Below are 13,521 nucleotides of genomic sequence, written 5' to 3'. Positions count from 1 at the left end.
CGGCACGCTCATGTGAAAGGCGTTGTGAAATGCGGTCCTGATCGATGGGCACCACCGATGGCCACCGCTTTCGCTACGAGTCGTAGCGTAACGGCAGCGGCAGCCTCCTGGGAAGCAGCCCCGGGAGCACCTCGAAGTGACCTCCCTCACGGCCTCACAGGAGGGGAATGGCCGGTTATGGTCATGCCATGCAGAGCCGCAGCCGCACCCCCGTCAGTCGTACGGGACGCCCCCGCAGCGCCACGGCGGACGCGGCGATCCTGGCGGCGACGCGGGACGCGCTGGTCGAACTGGGCTGGTCCAAGCTGACGTTGGGGGACGTGGCGACGCGTGCGGGAGTGGCGAAGACGACCCTCTACCGTCGCTGGCCAGGCAAGAACGAACTGGTCGTCGACGCGGTCGCGGCCCTCTTCGACGAACTGGAGATGCCCGACCGGGGCAGCCTCGCCGCCGACATCGAGGGCGTCGTCCTCCAGTTCGCGGCGATCCTGGTGCGCCCGGAGACCAAGAGCGGTCTGATGGCGGTGGTCGCGGAGTCGACGCACGACGACGCGCTGCGGGAACGCATCCGCGCCTCGATCGTGGACCGGCAGAAGCGCCTGGTCCTGGAAGGCCGCGCCCGCGCCCAGCGGCGCGGCGAACTCCCCCCGGAAACGGGCCCGGAGGAGGCCGCCCGCACGGTCGACCTGATCTTCGACATGGTGGCGGGCGCGGTGGTGCACCGCACGCTGGTGAGCGCGGAGCCGGTGGACGCGGAGTGGGCGGAGGCGTTCACCCGGGTGCTGGTGCTGGGACTGGGCCGCAACCACTAGCGGCTACGTGGCAGTTACGCCTTGGCGGCCACCGGCGCCGGCTCCATGATCTGCCCCGCCAGCTCGTGGCTGACCTTGCGCTCCACGAAGAACGCGGCGGTGGGGACGGTGCCGGCGAGCAGGACCCACAGCTGCTTGCGGACCGGCCACTTCGCCTTGGAGCCCAGATCGAAGGCGAAGACCAGGTACACGAGGTACAGCCAGCCGTGCGCGATACCGACGACACTCGTGAAGCCGTCCGCGCCATCGAGCTTCAGCGCGTACTTGGCGATCACTCCGAGGGTCAGCAGAACCAGCAGCACACCGGTGACGTAGGCCATGACGCGGTAGCGGGTCAACACGCTCTTCTTCATGCGTACGAGCGTAACCATCCGTTTCCGGCGATCTTCCGGCGACCCCGGCACCCCGGCCCCGCCCCCACGCACCGGGCCTGCGGCCCTACTCCGCGTCGAAGTCGCTCGCCGACACCCGCAACGGCCGCAGCATCGCGAAGATCTCCGCGCACTCCTCCGCGTCATACGCGCCGAGGCCGAAGTCCATCGCCATCAGGTCGCGGGTCGCCGCGTCGACCGTCTCCCGGCCCTTCTCGGTGATCGTGGCGAGGGTGCCGCGGCCGTCGTTCGGGTTGGGGCGCCTGGCCACCAGGCCCGACTTCACGAGGCGGTCCACGGTGTTGGTGACCGACGTCGGGTGGACCATCAGACGTTCGCCGATCTTGGACATCGGCAGCTCGCCCGCCTTGGAGAACGTGAGCAGCACCAGCGCCTCGTACCGCGCGAACGTCAGACCGTACGGCTTCACCACCGCGTCGACCTCCGCGAGCAGGATCTGCTGCGCGCGCATGATCGAGGTGATCGCGGCCATGGACGGGACGTTTCCCCAGCGCTGCTTCCACAGTTCGTCTGCGCGGGCGATGGGGTCGAACGGGAGACTGAGCGGCTTCGGCACGGCACCAGACCCTACCGGCCGGTCATATCGCGGTCAGCCCCGTCTCGCCCTTCGGTCCGGCCCGGTGGGCCTCGGGGAACCCTGTTCGGTGGCTCCCTGTATCTCTGGGCCCCTGGATCCGTGCCGTCACCGCACCTGGAGCCACTTCGCCTCCGACGGTGTCCCCTTCGCGTCCGTCACGAACAGCATGTACCAGCCGGGCGGCACGAGTGTCCGGTCCTTCGGTACGTCGACCGTCACCGAGGTGCGGTCCTTGCTGAGGGGGAGGTCGATGGAGCGCTGTTCGACGTCCGTCGTGTGGGTGACCGCGCTGGGGCGCATCAGGCGGGCCTTCGCGACGCGCTCGGGGTGGGTGGTGGCGAAGGTGGCGCGGCCGAGTTTGTCGGTCTCCTGGGGGCCGTCCCCGAGTACCGGACGGCTCTTGCCGTTCCTGTGCAGCGCGGGCGGGGTGAAGATCTCCATCCGCTGCTCGAAGTGGCCGAGCTTGGTGTTCTGCTGGTTGTCGTAGAGCGGGTCGGAGCCGAAGGTGGCGACCCGGCCGTCGGGCAGGAGCAGCGCCTCGGAGTGGTAGTTGCGGCCCACCTTCGGGGAGGCTGCCGTGCGGAACGCGTTGGCCTTGGGGTCGTAGAACTGCGCCTTGAGGATGTTGCTGCCGCTGCGGCCCCGGTAGTCGGCGGAGCCGTTGGACGTGAACACGGTGTCGTCCGGCATGAGGACGCTGTTCAGGTAGCGGGTGCCCTGAGGGAGGTCGGGGCCGGGCTCGAAGACCGGGTTGTCCTTCTTCAGGTCGACCACGGCCGTGCGACGCGTCGCCTTCTTGGACTCGCCGACGCCTCCGCCGCCGAGGATCATCACCTTCTGGTCCTGCGCGGGCGGGAGGAGGACGGAGGCGGACGTCTCGGTCTCGTCGGCGTCCGTGAGGCCCGGCACCTTCTCGAAGGTGTTCTTCTCCAGGTCCCAGAGGCCCGGCGCGCGGCCCATCGTCGCCGGTCCGTAACCGGCGTTCGAGGCCGGGTAGAACAACTTGCCGCCCTTGGTGAGGAAAAGGGCCGGGTAGGTGGGGAAGTAGCGCTTGGGGCCCGGGGTCCACTCCTTGGTCCTCGGGTCGTAGATCTCGTTGTCCCCGGGGTCGATCGCACCGACGTCGTCGAGCCCGGAGACGGCCAGGACCCGTCCGTCGTCGAGGCCGACGAGCGTCGGGTACCAGCGCGCCTTGTCCATCGGATCGACCGGGATGTACTTCTCGGCCTTCGGATCGAACTCGTAGGCCGCCCTGATCCCCTGGAAGTCCTGCTTGTCCATGGTGATCTTCTCGGAGAGGCCGTACGTGTTGTCCGCGTCCTTGCCCTTCAGGCCGACGATCTCGTACTGGGCCTGCTTGGCGGTGATCGACACGGGCCCTGCCTCGGCCGCCTCGACGAAGACGCGGGCCTCGCTCGGGACGACCTTCGTCACCCAGGGCTGCATGACCCCGGCCGCGTTGTACGTGATCTTCTGGGTGCGCCTGGCCTCGGGGACGGTGACGTCGAACCGGCTGACGTACACGACTCCGGCGGGCGAGCGGAAGCGGGTGCCCTTCTTCAGGACCACCGGTTTGTCGGGGTTCTCGTTCTTGACGCGCATCCCGCCGCCGGCCCGCTCGACCTCGCCGTCGAGGAGTTCGTAGCGGGCGGTGCCACCGGCCACCAGGAGCCGTCCGTCGGGGAGTTGGGCGTGTCCGGCGCAGAAGAAGTCGTCCGGGGTGGCGATCTTCTTGAAGGTGTCCGTCCTCGGGTCCCAGAGGATCGTGTCGAACGAACCCTTGTCGAACTTCTTCTGCTCGTTCCCCGAGCCCGCGACGATCAGGACCTTGCCGGTGCGGAGCAGCGCCGCGTGGATGGCGTTGGTGCGGAACTCCCTGGGGATGTCGATCGAGCTCCAGGAGCCGTACTTCGCCTGGTAGCCGGGCTGGGCGATCTTGTACTCGTGGTAGCGCTCACCGGCGAAGCCGAGCACGGCGGGGGCGTTGAGACCGGCGAGGAGGACGACGCCTCCGATGCCCAGGACGGTCTTCTTGGTCTTCTTCGAGGGCTGGAAGGCCATGGCCTAGTTGCCTCCTGTCGGGGTGCCGGAGACCGGGGCGACGGCGCCGGTGGTGAGCGCCGGTTCCTCGCCGCTCTCTGTGCTCTCCCTGCGGTCCTTGAGCCGGGTGGCGATCCACACCCCGACCGGGGCCAGGGAGATCGCCATGGCGAGAACGGCCCAGGTACGCATGGCCACATGGGTGTGGCCGAGGTGGACCGAGGCGACGAGTGAGGCCGCCAGGAGCGCGGCCCAGAAGAGGTGGACGCGGAAGGTGAGCAGCCGGTCGGGGCTGGCGTCGCCGCCCTTCGGCGTGACGACGAACCGGCTGGGGCGGCGGAGCAGCGCCGCGCCGAAGGACTTCAGGTAGATCGGCGCGGAGAGCGCCGACATCGCCATGCCGGCGAGCCCGCCGGAGCCCTCGGGCTCGTGGGGCGAGACGTTGTGCCGCCGGTTCCACAGGTACAGGCCGATCTGGAGGGCGGCGGCGTCGCTGTAGAGCATCAGCCAGACGGAGGCGGCGACCTGGGTGCCGGAGGCCCCGAACCAGAGGAAGAGGAAGCAGCTCAGAATGCCGAGGAACCAGTTGACGGCGGTCATCGGGTAGTAGACGAGCATCAGCGTGTACGAGAGGAGCCGGCCCGGGGGCATGGTGAAGAGCGCCTTCCAGTACTGCTTGAAGAGCGTCTCGTACGTGCCGCGCGACCACCGCGTCTGCTGGGTGAAGAAGTCGGTCCAGGAGGCCGGCCCCTCGCCGACGGCGAGCACGTCGGGCGTGTAGACGGACCGCCAGTAGTGCCCGGTGCGCGGATTGCGGCGGCGGTGCAGCTCGAACCCCGTGGCCATGTCCTCGGTGATGGAGTCGCACAGCCCGCCGATCTGTTTGACGGCGGCGATGCGTACGACGTTGTTGGTGCCGACGAACATGGGGGCGCGGTAGCGGTTGCCGGCGCGCTGGATGAGGGCGTGGAAGAGGAACTGCTGCGACTCGGCGGCCTTGGTGACGGGATGGGTGTAGTTGCCGTACACCTGGGGGCCGACGACGAAGGCGACGTCCGGGTCGCGGAAGAAGCCCGTCATCCGCTCCAGGAAGTTGGGGAGCGGGACGTGGTCGGTGTCGACGGAGGCGTAGAAGTCGTACTCGTCGCCGTGCATGGCGAGCCACGCGTTGTAGTTGCCGTGCTTGGTACGGGCCCGGTGGACGCCCTTGGCCCGGTTCCACTCGGGGACCCCGTACCGGCTGAAGTGCCGTACGCCCAGCTCGGCGCAGAGCGCCCAGGCCTGATCGTCGTCGCCCTCGTCGAGGAGCCAGACGTCCACGGGGCCGGTGTGGCGGACGCGGATCGCGCCTTCGAGGGTGGCCCGGACCATCGCGAGGGGTTCCTTGCCCGGGACGTACGTGGTGAGGAAGGCGACGCGGGTGCCCGACTCGGGTACGACGGGGACGGGGTCGCGGGCGACCATGGTGGCGTGGGCGATGGACACCACGTTGACGACCATGAACAGCTCGATCAGCCCGATGGCGACGAGCATCACGATGTCGAGATCGACCATCCACCTCTCACCGGCCTCGCGCTCCACCCAGTGGGTGGGCCAGACGAGGTAGACGAGCAGGGCGCCCGTGAGCAGCGGCGCGAGGGTCATGAGCAGGACGGCGCGTATTCGGCGTGGCTCGCGGGAGAGGAGCGAGGTGTACCGCACCTGGTACGGGGATCCGGCCGGCGCCTCGGTCAGGGGTCCGGCGAGCCGGCTGTGGGTGTCGTAGTCGTAGCCCTCCGGCCGCACAGCGCCCTCCAGTGATCGAACGAGCCGATATCCCCACCAAAGGGGAGATATGACAGCGAGTCGAACTGGGTGCGTCCGGACGGGTGAGCGTGTACGGGGGTGGTTTACCGGGTGAGCGGTGCCCCGTCACCCGGTGCGGGTCACGGGGAGAGGTGGCGCTCCACCGTCTCCACCTTGGAGGTGAGCCCGTCGGTCACGCCGGGGCGGATGTCCGCCTTGAGGACAAGGGAGACGCGCGGCGCGCGTGCCTCCACGGCGGCGACGGCACGCCTGACGACGTCCATGACCTCGTCCCAGTCGCCCTCGATGGACGTGAACATGGCGTCGGTGCGGTTGGGGAGCCCGGATTCGCGGACGACGCGGACGGCGTCGGCGACGTACTCCCCCACGTCCTCGCCGACGCCGAGGGGCGTCACGGAGAAGGCGACGATCATGACTTGTAGGCCTCTTCCTGTTCCTGGCGGGCCCGGAAGGCGATGGCCGCGTTGACCGCGCCCTCGGCCTCGCGGCGCAGCTTGCGCTCGGCGAAGAATCCGCCGGTCGGCAGGACGGAGAGGACGAAGTAGAGGGCGGCGGTCTTCAGGGACCACTTGGCGCGGCTCCACGCGTCCGCCCAGAAGATCACGTAGAGGACGAAGAGGAGTCCGTGGACCGCGCCCATGACGGGCACCGCGTTGAAGTCCGTGGTCCGCTTCAGCACCGAGCAGACCAGCAGGAGGAGGAAGGAAACGGCTTCGGGCGCCGAGACCAGCCGCAGGCGGCGGAGGGAGGAGGCGGTCTTGATGTCCACGGGTCACCTTCGGTGGGTGCGAGGGGGTCGCTTTGTGAATGGGTGCACAAACGTTTGCCCATTGTGGCATCGGCGGCTCGGGCGACCGGGACGGGGGTGCGGGGGTATGGACGGATGTTCGGGTGTTCGGCCCCTAGGGGGAGGTTCAGGGGCGATCTCCACCTTCGGGATCTGTTGCCGGGGGTGTCCGGCGGGCTACCTTCGCCCCGTGGCGATGTTTCGACTTCAAGGCAGCAAGGTGCTGGCCATCGACATGACCGGCGACGCCGTCAAGGCGAAGAACGGCTCGATGGTGGCGTACGACGGACAGATGGACTTCAAGAAGCTCAGCGGCGGCGGTGAGGGCATCCGGGGGATGGTCACCCGGCGGATCACCGGTGAGCAGATGACACTGATGGAGGTGAAGGGGCACGGGACGTGCTGGTTCGCCGACCGCGCCTCCGAGATCAACCTTGTGGCCCTCCAGGGGGACAAGCTGTACGTCGAGTCGAGCAACCTGATGGCGACGGACTCGGGCCTGCGCACGGGCACGTCGTTCACCGGGATGCGCGGCGCCTCACAGGGCAACGGCCTGTTCACGACGACCGTCGAGGGGCACGGCCAGGCGGCGATCATGTCGGACGGGCCGGCGGTGGTGCTGCGCGTCAGCCCGCAGTTCCCGCTGACCGTCGACCCGGGGGCGTACATCGCGCACCAGGGCAACGTCCGGCAGTCCTTCCAGTCCGGTGTGACGTTCCGCACACTCATGGGCGAGGGCGGGGGCGAGGCCTTCCAGATCCGCTTCGAGGGCGACGGCCTGGTGTACGTCCAGCCCAGTGAGCGCAACACGATCGCCGGGGACGTGTGACATGCCCTTCCGTGAGATCAACTCCAAGATGGTCGAGGCGACCCTCATGCCCGGCCAGCGCGTCTTCAGCCAGCGCGGGGCGATGCTCGCCTACAAGGGCGAGGTGTCCTTCACGCCCAACATGCAGGGCGGCCAGGGCGGGATCATGTCGATGATCGGCCGCCGGGTCGCCAACGAGGCCACCCCGCTGATGACCGTCGAGGGCAGCGGCACGGTTCTCTTCGGACACGGCGGCCACCACATCCAGGTCATCAGCCTCACCGGGGACACGCTGTGCGTCGAGGCGGACCGCCTCCTCGCCTTCGACGGCACGCTCCAGCAGGGCACGATGTTCATGGGCTCGCAGGGCGGGGTCATGGGCATGGTCCGGGGTCAGGTGACGGGCCAGGGGCTGTTCACCACCACCCTCAAGGGGCACGGCGCCGTCGCCGTCATGGCCCATGGCGGGGTGATCGAGGTGCCGATCACCCCCCAGCGCCCGGTCCACGTCGACCCGCAGGCGTACGTCGCGCACCACGGCGACGTACGCAACAAGCTGTCCACCGCGCTCGGCTGGCGCGACATGGTGGGCCGCGGCTCGGGCGAGGCGTTCCAGCTGGAGCTCAGCGGCAGCGGTGCGGTGTACGTCCAGGCGTCGGAGGAGAAGCTGTGACCACCTACCCGGGCGCGGGGCCCGTCGTCCACGACCCGATGACGCTGCCGTCCGACGACAACGTCAACAACTACACCTTCTGCGTGGAGCTCAAGGGGAGCCAGTGGTTCCTGCAGAAGGGGAAGATGATCGCCTATTACGGGTCGATCGACTTCAACGGCATCGGACACGGCCGCCTGGACCGTCTTGTCCGTACGTCTTTTCATTCGCCTCTGCACGCGAGCGACTGGGTCGTGGCCGAGGGTTCGGGCAAGATGCTCCTCGCCGACCGGGCCTTCGACGTGAATTCGTACGATCTGGAGGAGGGCAACCTGACCATTCGCTCGGGCAACCTTCTCGCTTTTCAGCCAACTCTCGCACTCAAGCAGTCGATCGTGCCGGGCTTCCTGACTCTCATCGGAACGGGCAAGTTCGTGGCCGCGTCGAACGGCCCGGTGGTGTTCATGGAACCCCCGATCCGGGTGGACCCGCAGGCCCTGGTCGGCTGGGCCGACTGCCCCTCCCCCTGCCACCACTACGACCATGGGTACATGACGGGCCTGATGGGCGGTCTACGTGCGATGACAGGCATCGGCGGGGCCTCCGGCGAGGAGCACCAGTTCGAGTTCGTCGGGGCCGGCACGGTGCTGCTCCAGTCCTCCGAGACACTCATGGCCGAGCAGGCCACGGGGGTGGTTCCGCACGAGCCCGGAGTGCCGGGTGGCGGTGGGGCTCCCGCAGGTCATCCACAGCAACCGGGTGCACCGCGCCTTCCCGGACAGCTCGGTGACCTCCAGCGTCGCTTCGGGCTGTGAGCGGTAGTCTGCGGAGTGTGACGTCGAACGTGTGCGCGCCGTCACGCCACCCTCACTAGTTCGCCTTTCAACCTTTTAGGTAGACTTCATTCATGGAGACCGAGACGGCCACAAGCTGGCTGACCGACGCGGAGCAGTGCGCCTGGCGCACCCACCTGGAGGTCAACAGGTTGCTGGCATACCAGCTCGAAAAGGACCTGCAACCGTTCGGCCTGACGATGAACGACTACGAGATCCTCGTGAACCTCTCCGAATCCGACGATGTGCGCATGCGGATGAGCGACCTCGCGTCCGCCACCCTCCAGTCCAAGAGCCGGCTCTCCCACCAGATCACCCGTATGGAGAACGCGAACCTGGTCCGCCGCGAGAACTGCGAGTCCGACCGGCGGGGCCTGTTCGCGGTGCTCACCGAGCAGGGCATGGAGACCATGAACAAGGTCGCGCCTCATCATGTGGCGTCCGTGCGGCGGCACTTCATCGAGCTGCTGACCCCGGAGGCCCTGGCCGAGCTCAGCACGTCGCTCAAGCCGGTCGCGCAGCACCTGCGCGGCCAGCGGGGCCGGCCGTAGGACCTGGCCGACCAGCCCAACCAGTTCGACCAGTTCGACAGATCAGGTGATGGGCAGGCGGAGCTCGAACAGGGCTCCGCCTGCGGTCGCTTCACCCACGGTCAGCGTGCCGCCGTGCCGTACGGCCACGTCCCGGGCGATGGCGAGTCCGAGCCCGGCGCCGCCGTCGTCGCGACTGCGAGCCGCGTCGAGCCGTACGAACCGCTCGAAGACCCGCTCCCGGTCCGCCACGGGCACCCCGTCCCCGTCGTCGCCGACCTCGACCACGGCCCGCGCTCCCTCCCGCCGCACGGAGACGGTGACCGCCGACCGGGCGTGCCGCTGCGCGTTGTCCAGCAGATTGGCGACCAGCCGCCCCAACTGCGTCCGGGACCCGGCCACTTCCACGGCGCCTGCCTCGACCGTCAGTCCTGCCCTGCCCTCCGCCTGTTCGCGGACCAGCTCCGCGAGATCGAATCGCGCGTCGGCGGGCCGCTCCCCCGCGTCCAGCCGGGCCAGCAACAGCAGGTCGGCGGCGAGGTGTTGCAGCCGTACGGTGTCCTCGACGGCACCCTTGACGTCCAGCAACTCCGGGTGTGCGGAGCCGACTTCGAGCTGGGTGCGCAGGGAGGCGATGGGGCTGCGCAGCTCGTGCGAGGCATCGGCGACGAACCGGCGCTGGCGTTCCACGGAGGCCTCCAGGGCGGCCAGCGTCTCGTTGGTGGTCCGGGCGAGCCTGGCCACCTCGTCGTGCGTGTCCGGCACCGGGACGCGCCGGGCGAGGTCCTGGGAGGCGGTGATCGCGGCCATCTCGGCCCGGATGCCCTCGACGGGGCGCAGCGCACGCCGGGTGACCAGCCAGGTGACGCCCGCGACGACGCCGAGCAGCAGTGGGAAGCCGATCAGCATGACGGTCAACGCGGTGCTGACGGCGCTCTGTTCGGCGGAGAGCGGCGCCCCGGCGTGCACGGTGAGGGTGCCCTTGTCGTCGACCTCGACCCGTACGGCGGCGAACCGGTAGTCGGCCTCGTCTCCTTCGACGGTCGCGGACCCGTCGGTGAAGGAGACGTCCTCGTCGATCTCGCCGGGCGAGAGGGAGCCGTCGTCATCGTCCTCCGCAGCACCGTCGCTCGCCGGGAGCTGCGGGCGTACCGCCGACACTCCCGTGCCGCTGATCCGCTCCAGGTCCTCGCTGGCCGCGACCAGCCGTCCGGCGGCGTCGACGACCTGGACAGGGCGGTCGTCGGCGTCGAGCGACAGCTTGTCGTACGCCGTCCCGGCCGCCAGGTCGGCGGCGACCGCCCGCGCGGTCCGCTCCGCCTGGGTACCGGCCTGGCCGCTGAGGTTGGACCACAGGGAGAGCAGTACGGCGGTCCCGGCGGCGACCAGCGCGACCGCGACGACGACGGTGGCCCCGAGGGTCGCCCGGGCCCGTACGGAGCCGAGAGCGCGTCTCACCGCGGCACCTCGAGCCGGTACCCGGCGCCGCGCACGGTCCGGATCAGCGGGGCGCCGAGCTTCCGGCGCAGGGTGCTGACGTACACCTCGACGATGTTCGGGTCGCCGTCGTACGCGAAGTCCCAGACGTGCTCCAGGATCCGTGCCTTGGACACCACCTCGCCGGCCCGCACGACGAGCTGCTCCAGTACGGCGAACTCCTTTGCCGTGAGGGTGACTTCGCTCTCGCCGACGTGGACACGGTGGGCCGCGGTGTCGACCGTCAGCTCACCGACCACATGGACGGGCGAGGCTCCCGCCGACCCGCGCCGGCGCAGCAGCGCCTTCACCCGGGCGACCAGGACGACGTAGGAGAAGGGCTTGGTCAGATAGTCGTCGGCGCCGGTGTCGAGCCCCTCCGCCTCGTCGTACTCGCCGTCCTTGGCGGTGAGCATGAGGATCGGTACGTCGTGACCGGCGGCGCGCAGGGCGGCGCAGACACGGTAGCCGTTGAGGCCGGGCAGCATGATGTCGAGGATCACCAGGTCGTACGGCGTCTCGGTGGCCCGGTGCAGACCCTCGCGGCCGTCGTGGACGACGTCCACGGCGTACCCCTCGGCCGTCAGGCCCTTGGCCAGCGACAGGGCCAGTCGCTTCTCGTCCTCGACGATCAACAGTCGCATGCGTACAGCCTCGCAAAACGAAGCTGAAGACGCCTTCAGGTGCCTTCAGCTTCGCTTCAGGCGCCGTCGGGCAGCTTGGTTCTCGTCATCGAAGCGGAACGAATCGTCGCTGAACCGACCGAACCGAGCGAAGAGGCAGGAAATCCCATGAAGCGGAACATCGTCATCGCCACCCTCACCGCCACCGCCCTGGCCGGCGGCACCGCCCTGGCCTTCGCAGCGGGCGACGACGAGACGGCGGCGAGGCCCCGGACCGGAGCGAACGTGCAGGTGGTCTCCGACCGGGACGACGACTCCGCGGACGACCGTACGGTGGTCCGCGGCAGCGGCATCACCGCCGCCGAGGCCATCACGGCCGCGCTGCGGCACACCCCGGGCACCGCGTTCTCCGCCGAGCTGGACGACGACGGCGCCGACGCCGGCACGTGGGGCGTGGGGGTCGTGCGGGGCGACGGGGCCGAGTACGACGTCGAGGTCTCGGGCGCCGGGAAGGTGCTGGGGGCGCATCGTGACACCGACGACGACAGCGACCGCGACAGTGAGGACCGCGCCGAGTCCGCCGCGCTCAAGGGCGCGAAGTTCGACGCCCGGGAGGCCGCCCTCGCCGCCGCCGCGAAGGGCACGGTCACCGAGGTCGGCGCCGACGAGGAGAACGGCGCGGTGGCGTGGAGCGTGGAGACCGTGAAGGACGGCGCGGCGAGCGAATGGAAGGTCGCCCTCGACACGGGCAAGGTCACGCGGGACCACTCCGACGACGACTGAGAACGCCCCCGCCACCCTTACCCGTCCCATCCCTCCCCCAGTGGGGATACCCCCACTGGGGGCTGCGCCCCCAGACCCCCCTTCGCGCTGAACGCGCTCGTCCTCAATCGCCGGACCGGCTGAAATGCCCCCGCCAGCAACACGGCCACGCCGGTCAGGGCGAAGCAGACGCCCACCGGCAGGTGTCCGGCGAGAACTCCGGCCCCGGCGGAGCCGATCGTGCTCCCCGCGTTGATCGCCGTATTGACCCAGGCACCGGCCCGGACACGTGCCTCGGGCTCGACCGCCTCGTCGGCGATGAGATACGCGGTGGTGATGGCCGGGGACACGAAGCCGCCGGCCAGCGTCAGGGCGAGGGTGAGGGTGCCCAGGCCGGGGGCGAGTCCCGCGCCGAGGAGTGCCAGGCCCAGGCCGAGCGCCAGCAGGGCGAGCCGGACCCTGGCCGGCCGGCGCCAGGCCAAGGCGCCGTTGAGCAGCCCGCCGACGGCGCTTCCGGCGGAGAGCGCGGCAAGCACCCAGGCCACGCTCGCGCCCCCGTGGCCGTGTTGCCCGGCGAACACGACGACAAGAAGGTCGAGCGAGCCGAGGGCGAGCCCGACACCCGCGGCGGCGCCGACAGGACCCCGGACGCGTCCCAGCACACCCCGGCCGCCGCCCGTTCCCGGGCGGACCTCGCGCGTGGCGGGGCTCATCGCCCGTACCGCCGGAGACGTCACGAACCCGGCGGTGCCGGCCGCCATCAGGGCCGCCCCGACGACGATGCCGACGGCCGGCACGGTGAACCCGGCGAGGACGCCCACCAGCAACGGCCCCGAGACGAACAGCAGTTCCTCGGCGACGCCGTCGAGGCTGTACGCCCGCTGCAGCAGCTGCCGGTCCTCGGCGATCTTGCTCCACACGGCCCGCATCGTCGGCCCGAGCGGCGGCACGCAGGCGCCCGAGAGGGCGGTGAGGACGCCCAGGACGAACACCGGCGCACCCGGGCGCCAGACGGCCACGGTCAGCAGCCCGAGCGCGGTGAGGTGGGCGATCAGCAGGGGAACGAGCGCCCGGCACGGCCCGTACCGGTCGATGAGGGCGGCCCTGGCGGGCGCCAGGAGGACGACGGTGGCACCGAAGAGCGCCATCACGGTGCCGGCCACGGCGTACGAGCCCGAGGCCCGGGTCACGGCGAGCATCACGGACAGCGGGACGATGCCGTAGGACAGTCTGCCGAGGAGAGCGGTGGCGAAGGTGCGGCGGGCGTACGGGATACGCAGAACGGCGGCATAGGAAGGCCGCGTCGAGGTCGCGGACATACGAGTTCCTCCGGGAGGCGGCGCGTCGAGCGAGCGCCGTGGCAAACAGGGACGCCGGATCACCACGGCGACCTCGCTACGAGTGCGGGCCGGTCGCGGTGGTG

The 13,521-nt window shown here is 70.0% G+C and carries 15 protein-coding genes; 6 read left to right on the top strand and 9 right to left on the bottom strand.

Annotated elements, in window-relative coordinates; genetic code table 11:
* Positions 1-188 precede the first annotated feature (188 nt).
* Positions 189-812, top strand: a complete 624-nt coding sequence (locus tag G3I56_RS14710; RefSeq protein WP_164409401.1) for a TetR/AcrR family transcriptional regulator — start codon at positions 189-191, stop codon at positions 810-812.
* Positions 813-826: 14 nt separating this feature from the next.
* Here the strand turns inward: G3I56_RS14710 and G3I56_RS14705 are convergent, their stop codons facing one another.
* The 6 genes from G3I56_RS14705 to G3I56_RS14680 all read right to left on the bottom strand — a co-directional run bounded on the left by G3I56_RS14705 (position 827) and on the right by G3I56_RS14680 (position 6,396).
* On the bottom strand, positions 827-1,165 hold the full coding sequence (locus G3I56_RS14705) for a DUF3817 domain-containing protein (protein WP_164409400.1): 339 nt from the start codon (positions 1,163-1,165) through the stop codon (positions 827-829).
* A gap of 85 nt (positions 1,166-1,250) precedes the next feature.
* Positions 1,251-1,760, bottom strand: coding sequence for a MarR family transcriptional regulator (locus tag G3I56_RS14700; protein ID WP_164409399.1), 510 nt, complete (start codon positions 1,758-1,760; stop codon positions 1,251-1,253).
* A gap of 126 nt (positions 1,761-1,886) precedes the next feature.
* Positions 1,887-3,842 carry a kelch motif-containing protein gene (locus G3I56_RS14695; RefSeq protein WP_164409398.1) on the bottom strand — a complete coding sequence of 652 codons (1,956 nt, stop codon included), beginning with the start codon at positions 3,840-3,842 and terminating at the stop codon, positions 1,887-1,889.
* 3 nt (positions 3,843-3,845) lie between these two features.
* On the bottom strand, positions 3,846-5,606 hold the full coding sequence (locus tag G3I56_RS14690; protein ID WP_164409397.1) for a cellulose synthase catalytic subunit: 1,761 nt from the start codon (positions 5,604-5,606) through the stop codon (positions 3,846-3,848).
* Positions 5,607-5,746: 140 nt separating this feature from the next.
* Positions 5,747-6,040 (bottom strand): MTH1187 family thiamine-binding protein, encoded by a 294-nt coding sequence (locus G3I56_RS14685; RefSeq protein ID WP_164409396.1) that lies wholly within the window; start codon positions 6,038-6,040, stop codon positions 5,747-5,749.
* Positions 6,037-6,396 (bottom strand): DUF3817 domain-containing protein, encoded by a 360-nt coding sequence (locus G3I56_RS14680; protein WP_164409395.1) that lies wholly within the window; start codon positions 6,394-6,396, stop codon positions 6,037-6,039. Before G3I56_RS14680 ends, G3I56_RS14685 begins: the two co-directional genes overlap by 4 nt.
* Positions 6,397-6,610: 214 nt before the next feature.
* On the opposite strand from G3I56_RS14680, the gene G3I56_RS14675 reads away from it, so the two are divergent.
* The 4 genes from G3I56_RS14675 (at position 6,611) to G3I56_RS14660 (ending at position 9,258) form a co-directional block, all read left to right on the top strand.
* Positions 6,611-7,243 (top strand): AIM24 family protein, encoded by a 633-nt coding sequence (locus G3I56_RS14675; RefSeq protein ID WP_164409453.1) that lies wholly within the window; start codon positions 6,611-6,613, stop codon positions 7,241-7,243.
* Between the two features lies 1 nt (position 7,244).
* Positions 7,245-7,895 (top strand): AIM24 family protein, encoded by a 651-nt coding sequence (locus tag G3I56_RS14670; protein WP_164409394.1) that lies wholly within the window; start codon positions 7,245-7,247, stop codon positions 7,893-7,895.
* On the top strand, positions 7,892-8,689 hold the full coding sequence (locus G3I56_RS14665) for an AIM24 family protein (RefSeq protein WP_164409393.1): 798 nt from the start codon (positions 7,892-7,894) through the stop codon (positions 8,687-8,689). Before G3I56_RS14670 ends, G3I56_RS14665 begins: the two co-directional genes overlap by 4 nt.
* A gap of 92 nt (positions 8,690-8,781) precedes the next feature.
* Positions 8,782-9,258, top strand: coding sequence for a MarR family transcriptional regulator (locus G3I56_RS14660; RefSeq protein ID WP_164409392.1), 477 nt, complete (start codon positions 8,782-8,784; stop codon positions 9,256-9,258).
* Between the two features lie 42 nt (positions 9,259-9,300).
* On the opposite strand, the gene G3I56_RS14655 is transcribed toward G3I56_RS14660, so the two are convergent.
* Positions 9,301-10,695, bottom strand: coding sequence for a HAMP domain-containing sensor histidine kinase (locus G3I56_RS14655; protein ID WP_164409391.1), 1,395 nt, complete (start codon positions 10,693-10,695; stop codon positions 9,301-9,303).
* The gene (locus tag G3I56_RS14650; RefSeq protein WP_164409390.1) at positions 10,692-11,357 is read right to left on the bottom strand and encodes a response regulator transcription factor; all 666 of its coding nucleotides are present in this window, start codon (positions 11,355-11,357) and stop codon (positions 10,692-10,694) included. Before G3I56_RS14650 ends, G3I56_RS14655 begins: the two co-directional genes overlap by 4 nt.
* Before the next feature lie 147 nt (positions 11,358-11,504).
* Between G3I56_RS14650 and G3I56_RS14645 the strand changes: the two genes are divergently transcribed.
* The gene (locus G3I56_RS14645) at positions 11,505-12,119 is read left to right on the top strand and encodes a PepSY domain-containing protein (protein ID WP_164409389.1); all 615 of its coding nucleotides are present in this window, start codon (positions 11,505-11,507) and stop codon (positions 12,117-12,119) included.
* 17 nt (positions 12,120-12,136) lie between these two features.
* Here the strand turns inward: G3I56_RS14645 and G3I56_RS14640 are convergent, their stop codons facing one another.
* Complete coding sequence (locus tag G3I56_RS14640) at positions 12,137-13,417, bottom strand: MFS transporter (protein WP_239134885.1); 1,281 nt, start codon at positions 13,415-13,417, stop codon at positions 12,137-12,139.
* Between the last annotated feature and the right edge of the window lie 104 nt (positions 13,418-13,521).

It is taken from the genome of Streptomyces sp. SID12488 (genome assembly GCF_010548275.1).
GTDB lineage: Bacteria > Actinomycetota > Actinomycetes > Streptomycetales > Streptomycetaceae > Streptomyces.
Note: the sequence above shows the minus strand (reverse complement) of the source record. Positions and strands in the feature narration are given on the sequence as shown.

Excerpts from the sequence above, each read along its gene's own strand:
- G3I56_RS14710 (WP_164409401.1), top strand. The coding sequence starts at position 189 with ATGCAGAGCCGCAGCCGCACCCCCGTCAGTCGTACGGGACGCCCCCGC.
- G3I56_RS14705 (WP_164409400.1), bottom strand. The coding sequence starts at position 1,165 with ATGAAGAAGAGCGTGTTGACCCGCTACCGCGTCATGGCCTACGTCACC.
- G3I56_RS14695 (WP_164409398.1), bottom strand. The coding sequence starts at position 3,842 with ATGGCCTTCCAGCCCTCGAAGAAGACCAAGAAGACCGTCCTGGGCATC.
- G3I56_RS14685 (WP_164409396.1), bottom strand. The coding sequence starts at position 6,040 with ATGATCGTCGCCTTCTCCGTGACGCCCCTCGGCGTCGGCGAGGACGTG.
- G3I56_RS14675 (WP_164409453.1), top strand. The coding sequence starts at position 6,611 with ATGTTTCGACTTCAAGGCAGCAAGGTGCTGGCCATCGACATGACCGGC.
- G3I56_RS14670 (WP_164409394.1), top strand. The coding sequence starts at position 7,245 with ATGCCCTTCCGTGAGATCAACTCCAAGATGGTCGAGGCGACCCTCATG.
- G3I56_RS14660 (WP_164409392.1), top strand. The coding sequence starts at position 8,782 with ATGGAGACCGAGACGGCCACAAGCTGGCTGACCGACGCGGAGCAGTGC.
- G3I56_RS14650 (WP_164409390.1), bottom strand. The coding sequence starts at position 11,357 with ATGCGACTGTTGATCGTCGAGGACGAGAAGCGACTGGCCCTGTCGCTG.
- G3I56_RS14645 (WP_164409389.1), top strand. The coding sequence starts at position 11,505 with ATGAAGCGGAACATCGTCATCGCCACCCTCACCGCCACCGCCCTGGCC.
- G3I56_RS14640 (WP_239134885.1), bottom strand. The coding sequence starts at position 13,417 with ATGTCCGCGACCTCGACGCGGCCTTCCTATGCCGCCGTTCTGCGTATC.